This window comes from Ureibacillus manganicus DSM 26584 (assembly GCF_000772945.1).
Classification (GTDB): domain Bacteria; phylum Bacillota; class Bacilli; order Bacillales_A; family Planococcaceae; genus Ureibacillus; species Ureibacillus manganicus.
This window is the reverse complement of record NZ_JPVN01000005.1, coordinates 147,459-170,123: the sequence shown is the minus strand read 5'-3', so window position 1 is coordinate 170,123 and position 22,665 is coordinate 147,459. Positions and strand designations below refer to the sequence as shown.

20 protein-coding genes and 1 riboswitch are annotated in these 22,665 nt (G+C 36.1%); of the genes, 15 read left to right on the top strand and 5 right to left on the bottom strand.

The window, feature by feature from the left end; all coding sequences use genetic code 11:
- Nucleotides 1-3: 3 nt before the first annotated feature.
- The 3 genes from CD29_RS05625 to CD29_RS05615 form a co-directional block, all read right to left on the bottom strand.
- A complete protein-coding gene (locus tag CD29_RS05625; protein ID WP_036183938.1) occupies nucleotides 4-1,344 on the bottom strand; it encodes an amino acid permease in 1,341 nt (446 codons plus the stop codon).
- Nucleotides 1,345-1,536: 192 nt separating this feature from the next.
- Nucleotides 1,537-1,613: riboswitch (glycine riboswitch) on the bottom strand.
- A 261-nt stretch (nucleotides 1,614-1,874) separates the two neighbouring features.
- On the bottom strand, nucleotides 1,875-2,375 hold the full coding sequence (locus tag CD29_RS05620; RefSeq protein ID WP_036183935.1) for a VanZ family protein: 501 nt from the start codon (nucleotides 2,373-2,375) through the stop codon (nucleotides 1,875-1,877).
- Nucleotides 2,372-3,271, bottom strand: coding sequence for an aldo/keto reductase (locus CD29_RS05615; RefSeq protein ID WP_036183930.1), 900 nt, complete (start codon nucleotides 3,269-3,271; stop codon nucleotides 2,372-2,374). The genes CD29_RS05620 and CD29_RS05615 overlap by 4 nt, the downstream gene beginning before the upstream one ends.
- 84 nt (nucleotides 3,272-3,355) lie before the next feature.
- On the opposite strand from CD29_RS05615, the gene CD29_RS05610 reads away from it, so the two are divergent.
- From CD29_RS05610 to fur, 3 genes are all read left to right on the top strand, one after another.
- Complete coding sequence (locus CD29_RS05610) at nucleotides 3,356-3,895, top strand: NUDIX domain-containing protein (protein WP_036183927.1); 540 nt, start codon at nucleotides 3,356-3,358, stop codon at nucleotides 3,893-3,895.
- 141 nt (nucleotides 3,896-4,036) lie between these two features.
- Nucleotides 4,037-4,546, top strand: a complete 510-nt coding sequence (locus CD29_RS05605) for a hypothetical protein (protein WP_036183924.1) — start codon at nucleotides 4,037-4,039, stop codon at nucleotides 4,544-4,546.
- Nucleotides 4,547-4,612: 66 nt separating this feature from the next.
- Complete coding sequence (gene fur, locus CD29_RS05600; RefSeq protein ID WP_036183921.1) at nucleotides 4,613-5,065, top strand: ferric iron uptake transcriptional regulator; 453 nt, start codon at nucleotides 4,613-4,615, stop codon at nucleotides 5,063-5,065.
- A 116-nt stretch (nucleotides 5,066-5,181) separates the two neighbouring features.
- Here the strand turns inward: fur and CD29_RS05595 are convergent, their stop codons facing one another.
- Nucleotides 5,182-6,834 (bottom strand): zinc ribbon domain-containing protein, encoded by a 1,653-nt coding sequence (locus tag CD29_RS05595; protein WP_036183919.1) that lies wholly within the window; start codon nucleotides 6,832-6,834, stop codon nucleotides 5,182-5,184.
- A 140-nt stretch (nucleotides 6,835-6,974) separates the two neighbouring features.
- Between CD29_RS05595 and CD29_RS05590 the strand changes: the two genes are divergently transcribed.
- From CD29_RS05590 to CD29_RS05535, 12 genes are all read left to right on the top strand, one after another.
- The gene (locus CD29_RS05590) at nucleotides 6,975-7,397 is read left to right on the top strand and encodes a zinc ribbon domain-containing protein (protein ID WP_036183915.1); all 423 of its coding nucleotides are present in this window, start codon (nucleotides 6,975-6,977) and stop codon (nucleotides 7,395-7,397) included.
- Nucleotides 7,397-8,959 carry a zinc ribbon domain-containing protein gene (locus tag CD29_RS05585; RefSeq protein WP_036183913.1) on the top strand — a complete coding sequence of 521 codons (1,563 nt, stop codon included), beginning with the start codon at nucleotides 7,397-7,399 and terminating at the stop codon, nucleotides 8,957-8,959. Before CD29_RS05590 ends, CD29_RS05585 begins: the two co-directional genes overlap by 1 nt.
- Before the next feature lie 273 nt (nucleotides 8,960-9,232).
- Nucleotides 9,233-10,141, top strand: a complete 909-nt coding sequence (gene xerD, locus CD29_RS05580; RefSeq protein WP_408056603.1) for a site-specific tyrosine recombinase XerD — start codon at nucleotides 9,233-9,235, stop codon at nucleotides 10,139-10,141.
- Between the two features lie 106 nt (nucleotides 10,142-10,247).
- Nucleotides 10,248-11,426 carry a phosphopentomutase gene (gene deoB, locus CD29_RS05575; protein WP_036183910.1) on the top strand — a complete coding sequence of 393 codons (1,179 nt, stop codon included), beginning with the start codon at nucleotides 10,248-10,250 and terminating at the stop codon, nucleotides 11,424-11,426.
- A 48-nt stretch (nucleotides 11,427-11,474) separates the two neighbouring features.
- On the top strand, nucleotides 11,475-12,779 hold the full coding sequence (locus CD29_RS05570; protein ID WP_036183908.1) for a pyrimidine-nucleoside phosphorylase: 1,305 nt from the start codon (nucleotides 11,475-11,477) through the stop codon (nucleotides 12,777-12,779).
- Nucleotides 12,780-14,397: 1,618 nt separating this feature from the next.
- A complete protein-coding gene (locus CD29_RS05565) occupies nucleotides 14,398-16,122 on the top strand; it encodes a SulP family inorganic anion transporter (protein ID WP_036183905.1) in 1,725 nt (574 codons plus the stop codon).
- Between the two features lie 365 nt (nucleotides 16,123-16,487).
- A complete protein-coding gene (locus tag CD29_RS05560) occupies nucleotides 16,488-16,841 on the top strand; it encodes an STAS domain-containing protein (RefSeq protein WP_036183901.1) in 354 nt (117 codons plus the stop codon).
- Nucleotides 16,834-17,277, top strand: a complete 444-nt coding sequence (gene spoIIAB, locus CD29_RS05555; RefSeq protein WP_036183898.1) for an anti-sigma F factor — start codon at nucleotides 16,834-16,836, stop codon at nucleotides 17,275-17,277. Before CD29_RS05560 ends, spoIIAB begins: the two co-directional genes overlap by 8 nt.
- 45 nt (nucleotides 17,278-17,322) lie before the next feature.
- Complete coding sequence (locus CD29_RS05550; RefSeq protein WP_036183894.1) at nucleotides 17,323-18,114, top strand: SigF/SigG family RNA polymerase sporulation sigma factor; 792 nt, start codon at nucleotides 17,323-17,325, stop codon at nucleotides 18,112-18,114.
- Entirely contained in the window at nucleotides 18,111-19,577 is a 1,467-nt protein-coding gene (locus CD29_RS05545; protein ID WP_036183892.1) for a spore germination protein, read from the top strand. The genes CD29_RS05550 and CD29_RS05545 overlap by 4 nt, the downstream gene beginning before the upstream one ends.
- Before the next feature lie 107 nt (nucleotides 19,578-19,684).
- Nucleotides 19,685-21,010 carry a diaminopimelate decarboxylase gene (gene lysA / locus CD29_RS05540; protein WP_036183890.1) on the top strand — a complete coding sequence of 442 codons (1,326 nt, stop codon included), beginning with the start codon at nucleotides 19,685-19,687 and terminating at the stop codon, nucleotides 21,008-21,010.
- Between the two features lie 222 nt (nucleotides 21,011-21,232).
- Nucleotides 21,233-21,598: a GNAT family N-acetyltransferase gene (locus CD29_RS05535; RefSeq protein WP_036183888.1), complete on the top strand. Its 366-nt coding sequence runs from the start codon at nucleotides 21,233-21,235 to the stop codon at nucleotides 21,596-21,598.
- Nucleotides 21,599-22,047: 449 nt separating this feature from the next.
- Here the strand turns inward: CD29_RS05535 and CD29_RS05530 are convergent, their stop codons facing one another.
- Nucleotides 22,048-22,554: a DUF309 domain-containing protein gene (locus CD29_RS05530; protein WP_036183885.1), complete on the bottom strand. Its 507-nt coding sequence runs from the start codon at nucleotides 22,552-22,554 to the stop codon at nucleotides 22,048-22,050.
- Nucleotides 22,555-22,665 lie beyond the last annotated feature (111 nt).

Here is a 22,665-nt window from a genome sequence, read left to right as displayed (position 1 = left end):
ACTCTACTTAGCTTTACGCATCCCATACATAAAGAACAACAAAATAAACCAAATCGGTGTTAGCAGTAACGCAGGTCGCGTATCATCTGAAACAAACATAATCCCTAAAATCGCTACAAATAGGCAGAGTACAACATAGTTAATAAATGGTGTAAGTGGTGCTTTAAACGTCGACTTTCTATGTAAATCAGGACGTTTTTTCTTATAAACAATGTGAGAAATTAAAATTATACTCCACACCCAAATGAAACAAATTGCACTTATTGTTGTAACGATACTAAACGCAGAATCTGGTAAAGCATAGCTGAGTAATGCTCCAACTGATACAACAACAGAAGATACAAACAATGCATTTCCAGGGACGTGATTTTTATTTAACTTTGCATAAGATTTTGGCGCTAATTTTTGCTTACTTAAGTTGTACATCATGCGACTTGTGGAGAATAAACCACTATTCCCGGCAGATGCTGCAGAAGTTAAGACGACAAAGTTTATAATTCCAGCAGCAAGAGGGATTCCGACTAACGAGAATACTTGTACAAACGGACTACTAGCAGCACTTAATTCTGTCCAAGGATTTATACATAAAATTACAAACACTGCACCTACATAGAACAACAAAATACGAACAGGGATTTTGTTGATGGCAGAAGGAATATTCTTCCCTGGATTTGCCGTTTCCGCTGCAGATACCCCCACTAATTCAACTCCCACAAAAGAAAACACAACCATTTGGAAGGCAAATAAAAACCCTGCAACACCATTCGGGAAAAATCCACCGTGCTCCCATAGATTTGATACCGTTACATAGCCAGTATCTGTTTGGAAACCAATGACAATCATGACAATCCCAATAATAATAAGTGCGACAATCGTAATTACTTTAATAATCGCAAACCAAAACTCTAATTCTCCAAATAACTTCACCGTCAGTAAATTTAAGCCAAGTAAAATTACTAGACAGATAATAGCAGGGATCCATTGCGGGATATCAAACCAATATCGAACGTACACACCTACAGCGATTATGTCTGCCATTGCAGTCATAATCCAACAGAACCAATAAGTCCAACCTGTAACATAACCCGCCCAATCTCCCAAATAATCGGTCGCAAAGTCAATAAAAGATTGATAGCCCTTTTTCGATAATAACAATTCACCTAGAGCGCGCATTACAAAAAATACAGCTACTCCTATGATTAAATAGACGAGTAGAACAGAGGGGCCAGCCTTCTCAATTGCAGCTCCAGACCCTAAAAATAATCCTGTTCCAATCGTTCCACCAATGGCAATTAATTGAACATGCCGGTTTTTCAAATCTCGTTTTAATTCTTGCTGTGCCATCACATAAAGCCCCCAATAATTAATAAAATTTTCGTATAACACTTAGGGAAATCTCGGAATGGAGTTGTAAACGCAAACCGCAACAACTCTATTAAAAATAAAAAAGAGATAGCCGGATGAGCTATCTCTAGAAGTCTAAGAATAGAAAAAATAAAATGAAGAGAATAAAAAAATATTCCCATAAATTATTTTTTACTAGTTCCTGTCCTTTTGCCTGAGATTGTGAACCCTTCGGCGCCGCTAAATGCGGACTCTCCAGAAATTGCTCCAGCTATAGTGGTCCCATAGCCTTCAACGCATTTTATGTAGTTGTCTATAAACTTACTACCTTACAAAACTTCTAAAAAAAAGTTTAAACGAATAGTAACAGTTCTTGTCGAATTATACAAGACCCTTTAAAAAGTTAGAGTGCTAAGAAAGTAGAGAAACAATGTTTGTTTTAGAATGGTTCTCGTATAGAACAGTTAATTTTGTAATAAATAAGAATAGTCTAAATTATATTGAAACAACAAAAAAACTGACATAATATGTCAGTTTGTGAAGGTCTTTGTTTTCCTATCTTTCAATAAATATCTTATGAAAATCAAAAATTTACAGATTACCACAAACGTTATAGCACCGGCAGTATCTATGATGACATCCTGAAAAACTCCCGTGCGACCAGAAAGGAACGTTTGATGATATTCATCAAGACAAGCAAGGATGAACGTTGTCACAATCGCATAAATCACTGCAAACTTCAATTTGAATTTTCGATAAACCAAATAAAATATACTTGCTAACAGTCCATACCCGACAAAATGAAAACCTTTTCGTATTAAAAACTCTACAAAATGATAATAGCCACGTGTCTCAATAGAAATTGTATTTCCCCAGTAGTTCAGTTCAATGCCACTTAAAAAATTATAAAAAGGTTGATCTGCTAATATTGTTTTAAAGGAAGGAATGAGTGTTTGCTGTTCATAAGTAGTGTTTGAAAAGGTAACCAAGGTGATCAACCCAATCACTAATAGTAATATATATTTTTTCATCTGTGCTCTGTATATGTGTCTAACTTTAGAGTTGGATTAATATCCTTGATGTTTTTGATCTTTTGTGCGAGGTTGTAAGCTGCTATATTATCGAGAAGTTGCTTTTCATTTTTCGTTCCAATCACTGTTGAAGCAATGACGGGATGACTTAAATTATAGGCAATAGCTGCTGCATGAAGATCACCATACTGAGCCTCAATTTGTTGGAGTACATTAACCAATTCTTCTTTCGTATAACTCATGTAACCATTCGACTTTTCAATACGTGTTTTCCATTCATTTGTTAATAATCCTTTAGCGATGGAGCCTCGTGTTACAACAGATGCCCCCGACTTTTCAATCCCTTCAAACCATTCCTCAGCACGTCGATCTAACATACTATATTGCATCATGTTCGAGACGGCTGAACTATTTTTGAAAAAAGGCAAGAAGACATTTGGGCGAATGGATGATATGCCATATTCTCGTATAAGCCCATCTTTTTTCAATTTTTCAAAGGTAGCAATGATTTCATCCAAAGAGTCCTCAATTGTTCCACCATGCAACTGATAGATGTCAATGTAATCTGTCTTTAAACGACGTAAACTGTCCTTTAAGCCTTGTTCAATGTGGGTTGGAGACGCATCCCAATGCCAACCTTTTCCGTCCTCGTTCCACACATTTCCCACTTTTGTCGCAAGCACAACTTGATTGCGATAAGATTTCAACCATTTTCCAACAACTTCCTCATTCATCCCTCGATCGTACAAATCTGCGGTATCAAAGTAGTTTATGCCATGTTCAATCGCAAGCTCAATTATAGGTTTCGCTTCATTCATATTCGTTGGGAGCGACATACAACCTAAGCTAAGTTCTGAAATTTCAATCCCACTATTTCCAACTGTCCTTTTTTTCACAGTAAGAACCTCTTTTCTATCACTGTATTTCCATAATAATGGTACAATGAAACAAATCTTAACGACAAGTGAGGAAACTCAGTTATGAAGAAATTTGAAGAAAAAACAATCCATACAGAGCCAATATTTAAAGGGAAGGTGATTTCCTTAAAGGTAGATGATGTCACACTTCCTAATGGAAAGGTATCGAAAAGGGAAATTGTTAATCACCCTGGGGCTGTTGCAATTATCCCGATAACAGATGATGGGAAAGTTATTCTAGTTGAACAATATCGAAAAGCGTTAGAGAGGTCCATTATAGAAATTCCAGCAGGAAAATTAGAATTGGGGGAGGCCCCTGAACATACCGCTATAAGAGAATTAGAAGAAGAAACAGGTTTTGGCTGTCATGAGCTAACATATATTCAAACCTTCGCCACTTCACCAGGCTTTGCTGATGAAGTTATTCATCTTTATGTGGCAAAACAATTATACAAAATAGAAAATAAAGCAGAACTTGACGAAGATGAGTTCGTGTCCTTAATTGAAGTTACCCTTGAAGAAGCAGAGCAAATGGTAGTAGAACAAAAAATATATGATGCAAAAACGGCATTTGCAGTACTTTGGATAAAGCTAAACCAATAACAAATCCATTCAAATTTTAATCATATAAAATAAAGAGGAACACAGCTTGAAAATTGCTATTTTTTCTTAAAATTTAATCCTATTAAAATTGCATAATGATAGAGAACGGGCATAAGATGTATCAACGAAAGGAGAATGCTTATGTTTCGTTCTACTATACTTATACAATATGCGGTTATTTTAGCAATTAGTTTTGTGAGTGGCGTTGTTATATTTCAGGCGTTTGCATTGGACAAATCCATTCAATTAATCGAATTGATTGATTCTAGAGTAATAGATCCTTCTAATGTGTCATTTTGGCAATCAATTCTTCCTTTAGGTGTTTCCATTTTACTCGTCCTTCTCTTTGCAACACATCCGTATATTCCTTTTGTTGCCCAATTTGTAGTTGCAATACGAGCTACCTTCTTTGGATTTAGCTCAGTATTTTTACTAACGCAACAAGAGTCAATGATTGTATATAGCCTATGGTGGTTCCCATTCCAGCTCATCTATTGCATTTTGTTACTAATTCTGTGTTCGGTATATACTTCAAAGAAGGTTGGACCGAATCGAAGACATTTTTTTGCTCAAAATCTATTTTTTATACTTCTTGCAGTCTTTGCAGGAATATGTATTTTTGAGATTATAGTAATATCTTACATTTTCTAAACATTCTCTCCTTGTCATGACTTTTACTCATTTGGTATAATGAACGTGAGTTTAGGAGGGCGTCGTATGGAAAGCCGTATCGATCGAATAAAAAAACAATTACATAGTGCTGGCTATAAACTGACGCCACAGCGAGAAGCGACAGTTGCAGTGCTATTGGAACATGAAGAAGATCATCTAAGCGCTGAAGATGTATTTTTAAAAGTAAAAGATAAGGCACCTGAAATTGGGTTAGCCACTGTTTACCGCACATTAGAGTTATTAACGGAATTGAAAATTGTCGATAAAATTAATTTTGGTGACGGCGTTTCCCGTTACGACTTGCGACAAGAAGGAGCGAAGCATTTCCATCATCATTTAGTCTGTATTGAATGTGGTTCTGTTGATGAAATTCAAGAAGACCTATTAGATGATGTAGAGGCTATCGTTGAACGAAGATGGAATTTTATTATTAAAGATCACCGACTAACATTTCATGGAATTTGTTTCCGATGTAATGGAAATAAAGGAATTAAATAATAATTTCGTAGAGTACTGTATACTTACATGCAGTACTTTTTCTTTTGCTCTAATATAGTTAATCTCAACAAAAAACGATCCTTCGATAGGTTTGCTACTCGAAGGACCGTTAAAATTTAATCTATTTTTGTTTTATTTACTTCTCTTATATCTTCAATGTTTGCAATTTTTAACATGCCATCGACATATTCAAACGTATAACGTTTTTCACGTTCGTAATGCCATGTGCCATCTTCTTCTGAGTAAAATTCAAATGTTTCAAGGGTTTCGACAATTAAACTATTCGCAGAAAGTGGATAACTGTCTATAACTTCATTTGAAATAAAATCATAATAGTAAAAACCTAAGTCCTCGTGATCTACAACAAATGTCTCGTAATTATTTTGAAGTTGGCTACCGTCAATAAAATAATCTTCCACATAGCTAAAGTCTGCCATATTTACAGCGTATTGATAGTCCCATCTAAAACTATAGAACATATCTTCTGCTTCGTAACTGTAATAATCATAGAAATCTTGAATTTCATAAAGCTCCTGAATTTCAGCAAAGTAAATATGTGTGTCATATTCGGTTAAATAAAGGGTTTCTGATTGTATCGTTTCACCATTTTCGTTTGTTGCTTCTGCGTAAATTTCCACAGAACCATCTAAAGGCGCAGCGATGAACTCAATTTCATATGGTGTTTTACCAGTATCTTTCCCGTTAATAAATACTGTTGCATCATCGATATCAGAAGATAAATAGATGAAATTAGGACTTAAATCAATTTCATAAGTATATTTATTTTTACCAGTACCAGATATAATTACTTCTTCATTGATAGTTTCTTCAAAGTAATCATCTTTATAGTTCAGAGTATATTTATAAATTCCTGGTGCGAACGAACCAATTTTTGTTTCCTCTTTTGATATATTAACCGCTTTTTGTTCACCGATTTTTAGTGTGCTTTCAAAGTCAGGAAAATAATTATAGACCGAGAATTCAACAGGAATTACTTGAAATACTGTCTTTTTATAGAAAAATAAGAAGTCCTCTTGTTTTACTGACATGAGTCGATCATGATTTTCGTTATAGACAATACCTATAATAGCTCCATTTTTTACGTCTTGCACGGCCTCATCTAAATCATCAATAATCCAATCATTGTCCTCAACATATTGATAGAATGCTTTTGGCTCGACATATGTGCCATCAGGGAACACAAAGGAATTCGTGAACTGTTCTTCATCTCCATCCTTAAAGTATTGTGTAATTTTGTCTAATTGACCTTTTGGATCTAGCATGTTTTGGATGAAGAAATGTGCACCAATTGCTAATCCAATTAAAACTATGGCAGAAATAATTCCGATTTTCGCACCTAGACTTAGAGGCTTTTTTACTTTTTGTGGTTGGTCGTATTGTGTACGTTTTGCTTGGTCGTTTTGAAACGTTTGGTTATTCATTGGCACTTCTGTTAACGGTGCGCCGCATTCTAAGCAAAAACGACTAGGATTCACGGATACTCTACCACAGTTTGTACATATTTGTTGCGGTTGTTGGAATTCACCTTGTTGGAAAGGGATAGATTCTGGATGATTAGGCGAATGGCTTGGATGATTAGGTTCCATAGTTGGTTGTTCCATCGTATTGTTTAAATTGTTTGGAGGAACGGATTCTTGCTGTGAAGAATTATGTATATTGTTGCTAGGGGCGGGAAACATCGTTCCACAGTTGATACAAAATTTTTCGTGGTCTTTACTTTCAAAACCACAATTAGAACATTTTTTCATAGTTTACTCCTTTTGTAATATAGTTAACTAAAACTATAGTACCATGTTATTTGGAAAAAATTAATACCTCTTTTAGGTTGATAGAATTATGGATAACCCATTAGAATTAGAATGGAATAATAATATTGGAGGGAAATAGTATGATAGATTCAATTGAGCAAAGAGTCCCCGAACTTCAAGAGCTAAAACAACAACTTAATCTAGCGAAAGAACAAAGAATAAATTTAGTTATTAAGTTAGGTGAAATTACTCTAGGTCAATTAAGAATTGATGAGGTTGATATTTCATTACTTAAAAATATTTCGGATGAAATTATACATAAAGATGTGATCATATACCAAACTCAAAATGCAATTACAAAATTTGCTGCACAATTACATCACTGCCCGAATTGTCAGCAACAGGTGGAAGAAAGTGCAAAGTTTTGTGGGAATTGTGGGACGTTGAATCCTTATTTTATTGATCCAAATGCACAACAAGTTATTTGTAATACTTGTGAACAGTTAATAGAAGCACAACATATGTATTGCCCTTGCTGCGGTGTTATACAGGAGGGCAATTAATGAGGTGTATACATTGTAATAGGCAGCATCCGAGTCATTATGTGTATTGTCCCGAAACGTCAAAACGAATCGATTCATATGATGAAAATTATTTAACATATACTGCCAACGACTTTTGTTCAAATTGTGGAACGAAAAATGAGTTCAGCTATTCTTATTGTGTAAATTGTGGGCAATCTTATTTAGCAAAAGAACATAAGAAAAATACATTGAATCGTGTGGCAGAAGATACAATCCCAAACATGAAAATACATTCAAAGGTAAATATAAATACAGAACGGTTAAAATCTACTTCTATAGAAAACTTAAATTATATAAAAAAGAATAAATTAATAATGGTACCAATTTTCATAGCACTCATTATTATGATTATTAGTACATTCTGGATTAAGTCTACTGCACTTTCTGCATTAGGAGACGAATTTGGGTATTATGATGAAGAAACTATTGTCTTTGCAGCTTTATTAAAACCTGATGTAATAGAAGATAAAATATCAAGTCAGTTTGGTATAGATGTTGATGTCCCAAACTTCACCTCATTCCCCATTATGGCGGCTTTACTTCATAATGCAGATTTAGACTTTGAAATGACTGTAGGTGCTATGGGAGAAACAGAAGGGATAAAGGTTGACTTAAATAATCTTTTTACAGGTTTACTAATAATTCCAATACTCGCACTAATCATTGGTGGGATTATTTATGGTCGGATGGCAATTAAGAATAACTGGCCAGTTTATAAAGGAATCCTTTATTCCATAGTGGGATACACAGTTGTCATGATGATTTTATCGATTTTTGCGCGTGTTTCTTTCAATAAAACCGTTGATGCTTATTTTATAGAAGGAACATTGAAAATTAGTTTATCAACGTCATTTATTGACATTCTATATACATCGCTAATTTTATCGACTTTATTTTTCGGAAGTTTTGCCCTAATTTCTTACTACGGAAAATTAGTATTTGTGAAAACTGCAGAGCAGTCCAAAATAGTACTCTATGCATACGCAGCCTTTATAGCTACCTTTGTAGGTGTAGTGTTTAATTATTTGTATTCACTAGTGTTTATTATGGAAGATTTTATGAGGTACGGTCCTGAAATCCCGCACTTTATTATGTCAGTGTATACAGGGATTGCGACTTGGTTAATGTCAATTTTAGGATTATTCCAGATGGGCAACAATCATGAAACATTTTCTTATCGCGCCTTGTTTAATGGACGTGGAAATGAAGTAATGGTCGATATGCTAGGCACGGATATTTTGTTCCATAACATGATTTTGCTATTTTTAATTGCGGTCATTATTATAGCGGTAGTAGGGTACTTTACATTTAATGCGCATCAATTGAATCTGAAAGATATTGCGATTTTTGCGTTAATGTTTACTGCAATCCAATTAGTACTGGTAAATGGGTTTGGCATCAAGATTGGCATTGACTATATTTACGATCAAAACTCAATCAAAATCGGCTTTGAAATCGTTAGTACATTAATTGTTGCCTACATACTTTCTTTTGCTAGTTATTATTGTGGGGGCTATATAAGAAAAGTGTTAAATAAATAAAATAGGGCATTCTGTGTGTAAAAAGTGCAATCCTTTCGGGGATTGTGCTTTTTCTTTTGGAAAAATAAATCGGGTTTATTAGATTTTGATATAAATAACAGACAAAACGTATATGATAATTGACGCAAATGCTAAATTAATAGACAAACTACTGAGTATAATAGACAGTGTTTAAATATAGATAGGAAACTTTAAGACTTTTTGCAAAATCAAGGGATAAATCTTGTACACCTGCCAGAAAAAAACTATCATAAAACGTAAGAAGGTTAGGTGATGAAGGTGAAACATTCAAAGGATGCACTGTTAGATTATATTCATTTTTTACAAGTAGAAAGGCAGCTTTCAAAAAATACATTAGCCTCTTACCGAAGAGATTTAGAAAGTTATATTGAGCATTTACATAAAGTACAAGAGATTGAGAATTTATCGGAAGTCTCCCGTTCAAACATACTGCTACATTTGGAAGATCTACGGACTAATGGTATTGCGGCTAGATCTATTGCGCGGCATATATCGGCGATAAGGTCATTTCACCAGTTTTTACTGCGTGAGAAGGTGACGGATTCAGATCCAACGATTCATCTAGACATGCCACAAATCGATCAAAAGCTCCCAAGGGTTTTAACAATTGAGGAAATTGATGCTCTAATTGCCGCACCTGATCGAAGAAAACCTCAAGGGATTCGTGACGTTGCCATGTTAGAGTTGCTCTATGCATCAGGAATGCGCATTAGCGAATGTATTGGGTTAGATTTAAATGATGTCCACATCACAATGGGTTTTGTACGTGTGTTCGGTAAGGGTGGGAAGGAGCGAATTGTCCCGCTAGGAAAAAGTGCGCTTAAAGCAATTGATTCTTATTTACAAATTGCGCGAGATCAGCTGCAAGGTAAATATCCGAAAACTGATGCGTTTTTTATTAACCAAAGAGGGAAACGCTTAACAAGACAAGGGTGCTGGAAACTTCTAAAAGAACATGCACAAAAAGCGAATATAAAAAAGGAAATTACGCCCCATACTTTAAGGCATAGCTTTGCAACCCATTTAATAGAAAATGGCGCAGATTTAAGAGCAGTTCAAGAGATGCTAGGTCATGCCGATATTTCGACAACCCAAATTTACACACATATTAGCAAAACAAGACTATCGGAAGTATACAAACAATTCCATCCGAGAGCTTAAATTTATAGGTTCGAAGTGTTATTTCGGGATTTTTTAAAATTTTATCGGTATAATTTCCCGAGTGAGTTGTAAACAGGTAAAGTTAACATCGTAGGAGGAACAAAATATGAACAAGTTTAAAAAAATACATCTAGTGGTTATGGATTCAGTCGGTATTGGAGAAGCGCCTGATGCTGCTAACTTTGGTGATATAGGAGCAGATACTTTAGGACATATTGCAGAGGAAATGAACGGGCTAACAATGCCAAACCTTGAGTCATTTGGTCTTTCTAACATTCGTGAAATTAAAGGGATAAACAAAGTTGATACTGCTAAAGCATACTATGGCAAAATGCAAGAAGCTTCAGTAGGTAAAGACACGATGACAGGACATTGGGAAATTATGGGGTTAAATATTGACACACCATTTAAAGTATATCCTGAAGGATTCCCTGCTGAACTAATCGAACAATTAGAAGCTAAAACAGGTCGCAAAGTAATTGGAAATAAGCCAGCAAGTGGAACAGCGATTCTTGATGAATTAGGGAAAGAGCATATGGAGACGGGTGCAATTATCGTTTACACATCTGCAGATCCAGTTCTACAAATTGCAGCACACGAAGATATTGTTCCGTTAGATGAACTTTATAAAATTTGTGAAATTGCACGTGAAATTACATTGCAGCCTGAGTTTTTAGTTGGCCGTGTAATTGCGCGTCCGTTTATCGGAACGCCAGGTAATTTTTCACGAACTTCTAATAGACATGATTATGCATTGAAACCATTTGGTCGTACAACAATGAACGAGCTAAATGATGCAGGGCTAGATGTTATCGCTATTGGAAAAATTTCGGACATTTACAATAATGAGGGTGTTACTGAATCAATTCGCACTCAAAATAATACTGACGGAATGGATCAGCTTGTTGAAGTTGTAAAACGTGATTTCCATGGTATTAGCTTTTTAAATTTAGTTGATTTCGATGCAAATTACGGTCATCGCCGCGATCCAATTGGCTACGGTAAAGCGTTAGAAGAATTTGACCGTCGTTTACCAGAAGTGTTATCTGAATTAGCTGAAGATGATTTATTGATTATCACAGCAGACCATGGAAATGACCCAACATTCCCTGGAACAGACCATACACGTGAGTATGTTCCTTTACTTGTTTACTCACCAAGATTCGCTAAAGGAAATGAATTACCACTGCGCAATACCTTTGCAGATATTGCAGCAACAATTTCGGAAAACTTTAGTGTAAGTGCACCTCCATTTGGCACGAGTTTCTTAGCAGAACTTAAATAAAAAAGATTTTGTGAATAATAAACCAAGGCAAGAAGGAGGCCGCTCAATATGAGAATGGTTGATATTATCGAAAAAAAACGAAATGGTGAAGAACTTACGAATGAGGAAATTCGCTTTTTTGTAAATGGTTATACAAAAGGTGATATTCCAGATTATCAAGTAAGTGCGCTTATGATGGCCATTTATTTTAAAGATATGACAGAACGTGAAAGAGCTGACTTAACTATGGCAATGGTGGAGTCAGGAGACAAAATCGACTTATCCCAAATTGAAGGTGTGAAAGTCGATAAGCATTCAACTGGTGGTGTTGGCGACACGACAACATTATCTTTAGCAGCAATGGTAGCAGCTTGTGGAGTACCGGTTGCAAAAATGAGCGGTCGCGGGCTTGGCCATACTGGCGGAACGATTGATAAGCTGGAAGCCATTGAAGGATTCCATGTGGAGTTATCAAATGATCAATTTGTTAAGCAAGTAAATGATATAAAAATGGCAGTTATCGGTCAAAGTGGCAACTTAACTCCAGCCGATAAAAAATTGTATGCTCTACGCGATGTGACAGGAACAGTTCCAAGCATCCCGTTAATCGCTAGTTCCATTATGTCGAAGAAAATTGCAGCAGGTGCAGATGCCATAGTACTTGATGTAAAAACAGGTGACGGAGCATTTATGAAGACGATTGAAGAATCGGAAGCACTCGCTCATGCGATGGTGAAAATCGGGAATAATGTAGGTCGTAAAACGATGGCAATTATTTCAGATATGAGCCAGCCATTAGGATATGCCATTGGGAATGCCCTTGAAGTGAAAGAGGCGATTGATACATTAAAAGGTGAAGGACCTGAAGATTTACAGGAGCTTTGTTATACATTAGGCTCTCAAATGGTCGTAGTAGGCGGCAAGGCTGTAACAATTGAAGAAGCTCGAACAATGCTCGAGGGTGTAGTTCAAAGTGGTGAAGCACTAGAAATTTTCAAAAAATTTATTGCTGCACAAGGTGGAGACCCATCTGTTGTAGATGATCCATCGCTTTTACCTCAAGCAAAATATAAAATCGATGTCGCTGCTAAAGAAACTGGGTACATCAGTAAAATGGAGGCCGATGACATCGGAATCGCCGCAATGTTACTTGGTGCCGGCCGTGCAACGAAAGAGTCAACGATAGATCTTTCTGTTGGTCTTGTATTACAGAAAAAGGTTGGGGATGCAGTTGCAATCGGCGATACTCTTGTGACAATTCATACAAATGATCTTGATATAGAAAAGGTCATTCAAAAACTTTATGCACATATCATTATTTCTGCTGATAAGGTTGAAGCACCCGAATTAATTAAAAAAGTAATTACAGAGTAAATAGCTTGGAGATTATCTAACGTAAATTAGATAATCTCCTTTCTTTATTATGGAGTCAATATTGGTTTGATTGTTGTATTACTTTTCTCGATAGGCGGTTTTTATCTAAGTGGATTTCTCAGTGCCCGGAAGGCGGTTGGTTTTCGTGATAGGGTAGCAGAGAAGGGCTTTCGGTGCCCGAAAGGCGATTAGTTTATGTGCAAGGGTAATAGAGAAGGGCTTTCAGTGCCCGAAAGGCAATGGGATTATGTGCAAAGGTAACAGAGAAGGGCTTTCTGTGCCCGAAAGGCAATTAGATTTCGTTAAAAGGTAACAGAGAAGGGATGTCAGTGCCCGGAAAGCGATTAGTTTTCGAGAAAAGGTAACAGAGAAGGGATGTCAGTGCCCGGAAAGCCATTAGTTTACGTGAAAAGGTAACAGAGAAGGGATGTCAGTGCCCGAAAGGCGATTAGTTTTCGTTAAAAGGTAACAGAGAAGGGGTGTCAGTGCCCGGAAAGCGATTAGTTTACGTGAAAAGGTAACAGAGAAGGGTTATCAGTGCCCGAAAGGCGATTAGTTTTCGTGAGAAGGTAACAGAGAAGGGTTATCAGTACCCGAAAGGCAATTAGTTATCGAGAAAAGGTAACATAGAAGTATTCTATGTGCCCAAAGGACTCAATCCTGAACGAGCAAAGTAACGTAGAAGCGTTCTATGTGCCCAAGGGACTCGATCCTGAACGAAAAAAGTAACATAGAAGCGTTCTATGTACCCAAAGGACTCAATCCTAAACTAGCAAAGTAACATAAAAGCGTTCTATGTGCCCAAAGGACATAATCCTGATTGAGGAAAGTAACATAGAAGCGTTCTATGTGCCCAAAGGACTCGATCCTGAACGAGCAAAGTAACATAGAAGCGTTCTATGTGCCCAAAGGACTCGATCCTGAACGAGCAAAGTAACATAGAAGCATTCTATGTGCCCAAAGGACCCGATCCTGAACGAGCAAAGTATCATAGAAAGTTCTATGTGCCTGAAGGACTTCATTTCGATTGAAAATAGTAACATAGAAACGTTCTATGTGCCCAAAGGACTCAATACCGAACGTGATAAGTAACATAGAAGCGTCTAATGTTACCAAAGGATTAATCCTGATCAATTAAGGTAAACTTAGCAGCACTCAATGTACCAAAAAGAATCAATTCTGAACAAGAAAAGTATCATAACTCATTGGACGAAAGCCTCTAATTTCCACACTCACTTCCCCATATATTTCTCCATTAATATTAGTATAATAAAATACTTCCAGGATCGATCTAGAAAATAATATTTCTAGGACTATTGTTATATAACAGAAATGGTGCTAAAATTAAAGGCATAATTCACACATGAGTACATGTCACAAGTGGTTTAAGCTATAACTTAAATGAATATCGCCTACAGATCCTCCCCAATAGATTGAGATCGATAAAGACGACTTTTACAGTTAGTAGCGTATAACAATTATTATATGCGACTAACTTTTTATTTTAATTCTAGAAAAATATGCTAGAATAAGGTTAATTTCATATTTTTTAACAGTTACGAGTGAATTTGTGACAAAAAAGAGAGAAAAACGAAATATTACTAGAAGAAGGGATAATATGGGGAAATTTTGGACGGGGAGATTTGAAGGGTATTCATTTAATTTGTTTAAGAAGGATTTATTATCCGGGACAATTGTTGGAATAGTAGCAATACCACTTGCCATGTCATTTGCCATTGCTTCAGGTGTGAAGCCAGAATACGGAATTTACACTGCTATTATTGCAGGTATTTTAATTTCCTTACTAGGTGGGTCAAAGTATCAAATAGGTGGACCAACTGGCGCATTTGTTCCTATTTTGCTTGGGGTAGTCATTGCATACGGTTATGAGAATCTATTAATAGCTGGTTTAATGGCCGGTGTCATGCTAGTCCTAATGGGAATTTTTAAACTAGGTGCACTGATTAAATATATTCCTAGACCAGTAACAATTGGTTTTACAGCGGGTATTGCGGTCATCATTTTTACAGGACAAATCGGTAATTTCTTTGGGTTAACAGGTATGAAATCACATGAATATTTCATAGATAACATACGGGAAATTGCAATGCATTTTAACACAATTAGTTTTTATAGTGTAATCATTGCACTGATTTGTTTAACTGTACAATTGTTAACACCTAAAATTTTACCCAAAGTTCCTGGTGCATTAGTTGGGATTGTTGTTTCATCAATTATCGCGGCGCTATTTTTTAGTGGGCAAGTTGCAACAATTGGTTCAACTTATGGTGCCATTCCAAGTACACTACCTGAATTCCAAATTCCTGAAATTACATTAGAGAAGATTTATTTGTTACTTGGACCTGCCTTTGTAATTGCGATGCTAGGGGGTATTGAATCCCTGTTATCCGCAGTAGTAGCAGACGGGATGACAAATAGTAAACATAATAGCAATAAAGAATTAGTTGGTCAAGGGATTGCCAATATCGTTACACCTTTCTTTGGTGGGATTCCTGCAACTGGTGCAATAGCTCGTACTGCAACGAACATTAAATCTGGTGCAGTCTCACCAATGTCAGGTGTGATCCATGGTGTTGTAGTACTATTAACACTACTTGTCTTTGCGCCATTTGCCGTTCATATTCCACTAGCAAGTTTAGCTCCAGTGTTAATGATTGTTGCTTGGAATATGAGTGAACGCAAACATTTTGCACATATTATGAAGTTAAAATCAGGTGATTCTCTCGTTCTCGCAATCACATTTTTACTTACTGTATTTACTAGTTTAACAAATGCCGTAGTTGTTGGACTTTTACTCGCAGTGGTGTTGTTTGCAAAACGAATGAGCGACATGTTAGTGGTAACAAAAGTACTGCCAGATCATGAAGAACCAAACGGCAAAGTACTACCACATGTAGTCAAACCAACACATGACTGTCCTCAAGTTAGTATTTATACGATTGAAGGACCGTTATTTTTCGGTGCCGCACAAACCTTTGAACAATCTATATTGTCTTCTATTAACTACAGACCAAATGTATTAATTTTACGAATGGGGAAAGTGCCATTTATAGATACTACAGGCGAAGAATATTTCCGTAATATTGTTAGAGATTTTAAAGGTCAAGGTGGAATAATTCTTGTAACCGGAGTAAGTGACAGATTGAAAACCATCTTAGATCAAAACGGATTATCGAAGGAAATTGGAGAAGGTAATTTCTATAATCATACTGGGGATGCCATCAATCGAGCTATTGGGTGTCTCAATCGCAATGTTTGTCTTGGTTGTAAACATTTCGCATTCCGTGAATGTGTAGAATTATCAAGTACTAAAATAAGTTAATAAATAAAAAACTATCTTTCAAATTTGGTTAATCTAATTTGGAAGATGTTTTTTTTTTGATTAAAATTTTTCCTTTTTATCCATACTAAATGATGGTTATGTCTTTTTAACTTCATTTAAGAAAAGTGTCTATTTTCTATAAGTAACAATAAATGAGGTTGATTACACTGTCCATTTTACATAGCAACTTCGAGTTAAAAAAACAGAACAACTTGAAGTTTTTAGTCCGCTAAAATAGTCGAAGAGAAAAGTTTATATGTCGTATTACGACAACTTTTAACGAATTACTTCTACTATTGTCAGTCGGAAGGGAAAAAAGAGTGCAATGTGGAATAGCCTTATGTAAGAGGAGGCGAATACCATACATGAATTATGAAATTAATATGCACTCAAATACAATCGCAGTGATTCGTTTATTTGGTGAACTAGATCACCATGCAACAGAAAAAATCCGTGACCAAATTTCTAGAACTATTTTACAAGGTAGTCTCAATACGATTATTTGGAATTTAGAAAAGTTGAATTTTATGGATAGTTCTGGGATAGGGTTGATATTAGGGCGCATGAGAGAACTGCGTGCAGTAAATGGACAAACAATCATATTAAACCCATCGAATACGATGAAGAAAATTTTCCAATTTTCGGGATTATCATCTTATATGATGGATGGAAAAGAAAAAGACGCAATAATGCATGCAAGGGGGATTGTGAATGGATAACGAAATGACGCTTTCATTCTTAGCTGTAAGTGAAAATGAAAGTTTAGCGAGGATGGCATTAACGAGTTTTGTTTCGCAGATAGATCCTACCATTGATGAACTTTCCGAATTTAAAACGATTGTTTCAGAGGCAGTATCGAATGCAATCATTCACGGCTATGACGAAGATGGTAAGGGTGTTGTTACTGTTCATGCTGTACGTGAAGGTGATGTCATTTCGGTTGCAGTTAAGGATGAAGGAAAAGGTATTTCTGATTTACAGAAGGCAATGGAACCGTTGTATACGTCAAAGGCAGAAATGGAACGTTCTGGCATGGGCTTTACTATTATGGAAAGCTTTGCAGATAACTTACAAGTCGAATCTGAGCCTGGTGTTGGAACAGTAGTTACTTTCTCAAAAAAATTTCTCTCTGTAAAGATGCCACAAATTTCATGATATTGGACGCGAATACGTTAGACGTATTTGATAGAAGTAAGGGGGATGAGGACAATCGAACAGCCGTCCAACATTTTATTGACACAGGAGGAAATGCGTGAGCTCATTGCTCTAGCACAAGCTGGTGATATTGAAGCAAGAAAGCAAATGATTGAAGGCAATACACGGCTCGTTTGGTCGATTGTTCAGCGGTTTGCTTCTCGTGGAGTTGAGCTTGAGGATTTGTTTCAAATCGGGTGTATTGGGCTCATGAAATCGGTTGACAAGTTTGATTTATCCTACGATGTGAAATTTTCAACATACGCTGTCCCCATGATAATTGGGGAGATTCAGCGTTTTTTACGAGATGATGGGATGGTAAAAGTCAGTCGTTCGATTCGTGAGCTTAATTATAAAATTCGCCATGCGACCGATGAATTTATGAAGACAAACGAAAAACCACCAAGCGTTTCCGAATTAGCAGATATGTTAGGAGTAACAAAGGATGAAGTACTCGTTGCAACCGATGCAATGCGCGATCCTGCTTCATTACATGAACAACTATTTGAAAGTGAAGGGGACTCCATCACTTTAATGGATCAAATGAAGGATGAAAAATCCGAATTACCCTTCCAATACGTACCGCTGAAAGAAGTGCTGGCTAAGCTCGATAAACGTGAACAGGCCATCATTTACTTACGTTATTACTTAGATTTGACGCAGACGGATATTGCAGAAAGGCTCGGTATATCCCAAGTACAGGTGTCGAGGCTTGAAAAGAAAATTTTAGCACAACTTAAACAATGGATGGACACAAACAATACATCACGATCTACTAAAAAGACGGTGAATAAATGACAAACAAGATTTTTACATCTATAGACGAGGCAAAAGTATATTTAGAAGGGCAATTTGGAAAAGATGAATCGTTTGATATCCTTTTAAAAGAAGCTCATGTAAGAGATTTACCAGTTCTACTTGTATACGTTAGTGGGTTAATTGATTCAAATACTTTAACGATTCAACTAACTCCGCTTTTCTTTGAGCGTAGAGATAGTAAAGAATTTGAAATGAATGACCCCATTGACGATGAAGTAGCTTATTTTAATGAACATCTTAACTTCTTTGGGAAATCTGAGGTGAAAGACAAAGATGAGTTTGTTACCTCAGTCCTAAGTGGAACGGTAGGAATCATTACACTACATGGTTATGCTTACACATTGGAGTTACGTAATTATCCTGGACGTTCACCAGAGGAACCGGATAATGAGAAAGTTATCAGAGGGTCACGCGATGGCTTTGCGGAAAATATTATTATCAATGCAGGTTTAATCCGCCGTCGTATTAGAAGTCCTCAATTACGATTTAATCTTCATAAAGTAACTGATTTAGGTAAAGCAGACGTTGCAATTGTCTATATGAATGACATTGTAAATACTAAACATTTAGAGTGGATAAAAAAAAGATTAGATCAAATTAAACACGATGGTCTTACGATGTCTGATAAATCGCTGGAAGAATGGTTATTTAAACAAAAGTTCCATCCGATGCCATTTGTCAGATATTCGGAAAGACCTGATATCGTTGCTGCTCATTTATTGGAAGGCCATATTGCGATTGTAGTGGATACATCACCATCGGTAATCATCGTTCCAGTAACGATGTTCCACTTATTGCAACATGCGGAGGAATATCGTCAAGCTCCATTTATCGGAACCTCCGTAAGACTGCTTCGGTATATAGCCGCATTTCTAAGTTTAACTCTTTTACCAATTTGGTATTTATTAGCCACCAATGAGTTTCACCTTCCGGAGGGGCTAGGTTTTATTGGATCGAAAGAGGAGTCCCACATACCATTGTTCTTACAAATTATCATTGCGAGTTTAGGTTTAGAGTATTTGCGGCTAGCTGCGATTCATACACCTACACCATTATCGACCGCAATGGGATTAGTCGCCGGTGTAATTATTGGCCAAATTGCAATAGAAGTTGGGTTATTCACACCTGAAGTTGTTCTCTATACAGCAGTTGTTGCAATATTCTCCTTTGCAATACCAACCTACGAACTGAGTACAGCGTTAAAATACTTCCAATTCTTAATAATTATTTTAACTGCTCTTTGGGGAGCCAATGGATTCTTCATTGCACTATTCTTTACATTTTCTTACTTCTGTCATTTAAGACCGATGAACGTGCCATATATGTGGCCTTTAGTGCCGTTCTTTCCGAAAGCATTTACGCGTGTGTTTATTCGATTCCCAATGGCAGACGATGCAATCAGACCATATATTGTCGGTGCAAAATATCGCAAACGTTCTTGAGTGGACCATTGCGAAACGGTCTTTCCTATGTTAAAGTTCACATATAAGTTTTTTGTTATTTTGAAGGGGATTTTTCATTTTCCTTTGAACTTAAGGAGAGATCGTTTATGCATTTATATGGAACTCAAAACATTTCAAAAGACGGTCATTTAATGATTGGTGGGGTAGATACAGTCGATTTAGCAAAGACATATGGTACCCCACTTTTCATCTATGACATTGAATTAATACGTAATCGTGCAAGAGGTTTTATTAATACTTTTAACAAAATGGGTGTAAAAGCTGAAGTGGCGTATGCATCGAAAGCATTTTCATGTATTGCTATTTATCAACTAGCGAAACAAGAGAATTTATCTTTAGATGTTGTTTCTGGTGGTGAGCTATATACGGCAATTAAATCTGGCTTCCCAGCAGAAAGAATTCACTTCCACGGAAATAATAAATCCTACGCTGAGTTAGAGCTTGCGTTCGACACAAAAATTGGATGTATAGTTGTAGATAATTTCTATGAAATCGAATTATTAAAAGAGATTTCTGAAGCGAAAAAACAATCCATGCGTATTTTACTTCGTGTAACACCAGGGGTAGAGGCGCATACACATGACTTTATCACAACTGGCCAAGCTGATTCTAAATTCGGTTTTGATTTAAACAATGGTCAAGCCGATGAAGCATTCCAAAAAGTTGTTAATCATCCGTATTTACAATTATTAGGGTTACATTGTCATATCGGTTCACAAATTTTTGAAACTGACGGCTTTAGCTTAGCAGCTGGAAAGTTAATGAAAAAAATTAGTGATTGGAAAGAGCAATTCCAATTTGAATGTACAGTATTAAATTTAGGTGGTGGCTTTGGTATTCGCTACACAGAAGAAGACCATCCATTAGAGCCTAAAGTGTATGTGGAAGAAATGATCAAAACGGTTCAAGAAAATGTTAAAGAATACAAATTATCAATGCCTGAAATTTGGATTGAACCAGGTCGTTCATTAGTTGGAGATGCTGGAACTTCACTTTATACGATTGGATCACAAAAAACTGTGCCAAATATTCGTGAATACATTGCTGTTGACGGAGGGATGAGTGATAATATTCGTCCTGCTTTATATGATGCAAAATATGAAGCGACAATAGCAAACAAAGCACACGAAGATAGAAACTTTACATACACGGTTGCAGGTAAACTGTGTGAATCAGGAGATAAATTAATCATAGATGCAGAATTACAAAAAGCTGATGCAGGTGATCTACTAGCTGTGTTTTGTACTGGTGCTTATGGTTACTCTATGGCCTCAAACTATAATCGTGTTCCACGTCCTGCGGTTGTCTTTGTTGAATCTGGTGACCATCAACTAGCTGTTCAAAGAGAAAGTTATGAGGATCTTGTTGTAAATGATCTTCCATTTTCTTTGAATAAGGTGAGTGTAAAATGAGTAAAAGTGCAAAATGGTGGCTATTAGGTATTTTAGTGGTGGCATGTATTGTCTGGGCATTAATATACTTATTTATTATCATTCCAAATTCATCTTTACAATAATGTGAACAATCATTAGGTAATAAGTCACAAGTGTGTAGTTGCTTACTTTAGATAATTCGTGTAGGATAGTTAATATTATGTAAAGATGTTATGTTAAGTAAAAGAGGGAATGTTATAGATGTTAGTTCGCTATAAAAAATCATTTGAAAAAATAGCAATGGGACTGCTTTCGTTTATGCCTCAAGAAAAAGATGTTAAACATCTTATGGAAACGATGCAAAAGTATGAGCAGGATGATCATTGGCAATTGTTCTTTTGGAAAAAAGGGGAAGAATATATTGGAATAGTGGGCGTTTTTGTTGATGAAAAAACCGCTACGGTCCAGCATATTTCCGTCATCCCTTCCCACAGAGGTGAAGGTGTTGCATTAGCAATGCTTCAAGAACTTTCAAATCAATATCATACGATTCACGCAAACGAAACGACTAAACCATTTATAGAAAAATGTTTATCCATTTTGAATGAGGCAGAAGGTACAGAATAGTGTACCTCTGCTTTTTCTTTTGAGTGATTGAATAAAATCTCCTTTAATGAATTATCTAAATCTGAATGATCGTCATTTCGATAGGTTAACTCATATAGGGAATTTCTAGCAAATGGGTTACAAAATAAATTCGGCGATTTTGGAGAAAAGTATGGAGTAAATCGGTCGAACTGGCTCCTCGAGGACAAAAATCACTGGAAAACGGGAAAACTGTCCTCGAAAATGCTTCTCGAGGACAAAAATCACTGGAAAACCGGAAAATTGTCCTCGAAAATGCTTTTCGAGGACAAAAATCACTGGAAAACCGGAAAATTGTCCACGAAAATGCTTCTCGAGGACAAAAATCACTGGAAAACCGGAAAATTGTCCTCGAACATGCTTCTCAAGGACAAAAATTTCTCGAAAACCGAAAAAATGTCCTCGAACCTGCTTTTCGAGGACAAATCATTCTATTTTCTATTTTTTAAGTTTCTTTTAATTTCTCTTTCATTTAGAATATCTGAGCGATCGCGAAGCATATGTTTATTAAGTAGAAAGTGATACGAATGATTTGGTAGATCTTCAATTTTTTTAGCTACAATGGACTTTAATTCGGAGTTAGTGACCTGTAGTTGAAACGCTACAAATGGACAATCTTGCATTAATGCATCCATTGATTTTAAGCAATGATCGATTAAATCTTCAAAATCAATATGCTCAAAGAACTCAGAGTTTTTATTTGCTTGAAAATTGTCATAAGCTTTACGTAATATACGTAGTGCACCGTTCAGGTTTTGTCGCCTCCAGTGATACATACCTGTTGCTAATTGAATATAACCAACTAATGGATGATTTTTCTCACCTGGCGCTAATTTTTTCCAATAATCTTCTAAAACTTCGTGACATTCAAAATAATCTTGGTTGCCATTAAAAAATGCCAAATAATCTATAAATAATGGGTGAAACTGCGAGTGCATTGAAATCCTCTTTCCTATATACTAATTAGTGTCATTAAAATAGTAAGTTCAAATTCAGAACTAATCTCATTAACTTTCACAACTGATGACAAATAAAATTCCAAAAAAATT

Coding starts and splice junctions, on each gene's coding strand:
- deoB (WP_036183910.1), top strand. CDS start 10,248: ATGAACAAGTTTAAAAAAATACATCTAGTGGTTATGGATTCAGTCGGT.
- CD29_RS05530 (WP_036183885.1), bottom strand. CDS start 22,554: ATGCACTCGCAGTTTCACCCATTATTTATAGATTATTTGGCATTTTTT.
- CD29_RS05570 (WP_036183908.1), top strand. CDS start 11,475: ATGAGAATGGTTGATATTATCGAAAAAAAACGAAATGGTGAAGAACTT.
- spoIIAB (WP_036183898.1), top strand. CDS start 16,834: ATGGATAACGAAATGACGCTTTCATTCTTAGCTGTAAGTGAAAATGAA.
- CD29_RS05595 (WP_036183919.1), bottom strand. CDS start 6,834: ATGAAAAAATGTTCTAATTGTGGTTTTGAAAGTAAAGACCACGAAAAA.
- CD29_RS05610 (WP_036183927.1), top strand. CDS start 3,356: ATGAAGAAATTTGAAGAAAAAACAATCCATACAGAGCCAATATTTAAA.
- CD29_RS05620 (WP_036183935.1), bottom strand. CDS start 2,375: ATGAAAAAATATATATTACTATTAGTGATTGGGTTGATCACCTTGGTT.
- CD29_RS05605 (WP_036183924.1), top strand. CDS start 4,037: ATGTTTCGTTCTACTATACTTATACAATATGCGGTTATTTTAGCAATT.
- xerD (WP_408056603.1), top strand. CDS start 9,233: ATGAAGGTGAAACATTCAAAGGATGCACTGTTAGATTATATTCATTTT.
- CD29_RS05545 (WP_036183892.1), top strand. CDS start 18,111: ATGACAAACAAGATTTTTACATCTATAGACGAGGCAAAAGTATATTTA.
- CD29_RS05590 (WP_036183915.1), top strand. CDS start 6,975: ATGATAGATTCAATTGAGCAAAGAGTCCCCGAACTTCAAGAGCTAAAA.
- CD29_RS05550 (WP_036183894.1), top strand. CDS start 17,323: ATGAGGACAATCGAACAGCCGTCCAACATTTTATTGACACAGGAGGAA.
- CD29_RS05535 (WP_036183888.1), top strand. CDS start 21,233: ATGTTAGTTCGCTATAAAAAATCATTTGAAAAAATAGCAATGGGACTG.
- CD29_RS05625 (WP_036183938.1), bottom strand. CDS start 1,344: ATGGCACAGCAAGAATTAAAACGAGATTTGAAAAACCGGCATGTTCAA.
- CD29_RS05585 (WP_036183913.1), top strand. CDS start 7,397: ATGAGGTGTATACATTGTAATAGGCAGCATCCGAGTCATTATGTGTAT.
- lysA (WP_036183890.1), top strand. CDS start 19,685: ATGCATTTATATGGAACTCAAAACATTTCAAAAGACGGTCATTTAATG.
- CD29_RS05560 (WP_036183901.1), top strand. CDS start 16,488: ATGAATTATGAAATTAATATGCACTCAAATACAATCGCAGTGATTCGT.
- fur (WP_036183921.1), top strand. CDS start 4,613: ATGGAAAGCCGTATCGATCGAATAAAAAAACAATTACATAGTGCTGGC.
- CD29_RS05565 (WP_036183905.1), top strand. CDS start 14,398: ATGGGGAAATTTTGGACGGGGAGATTTGAAGGGTATTCATTTAATTTG.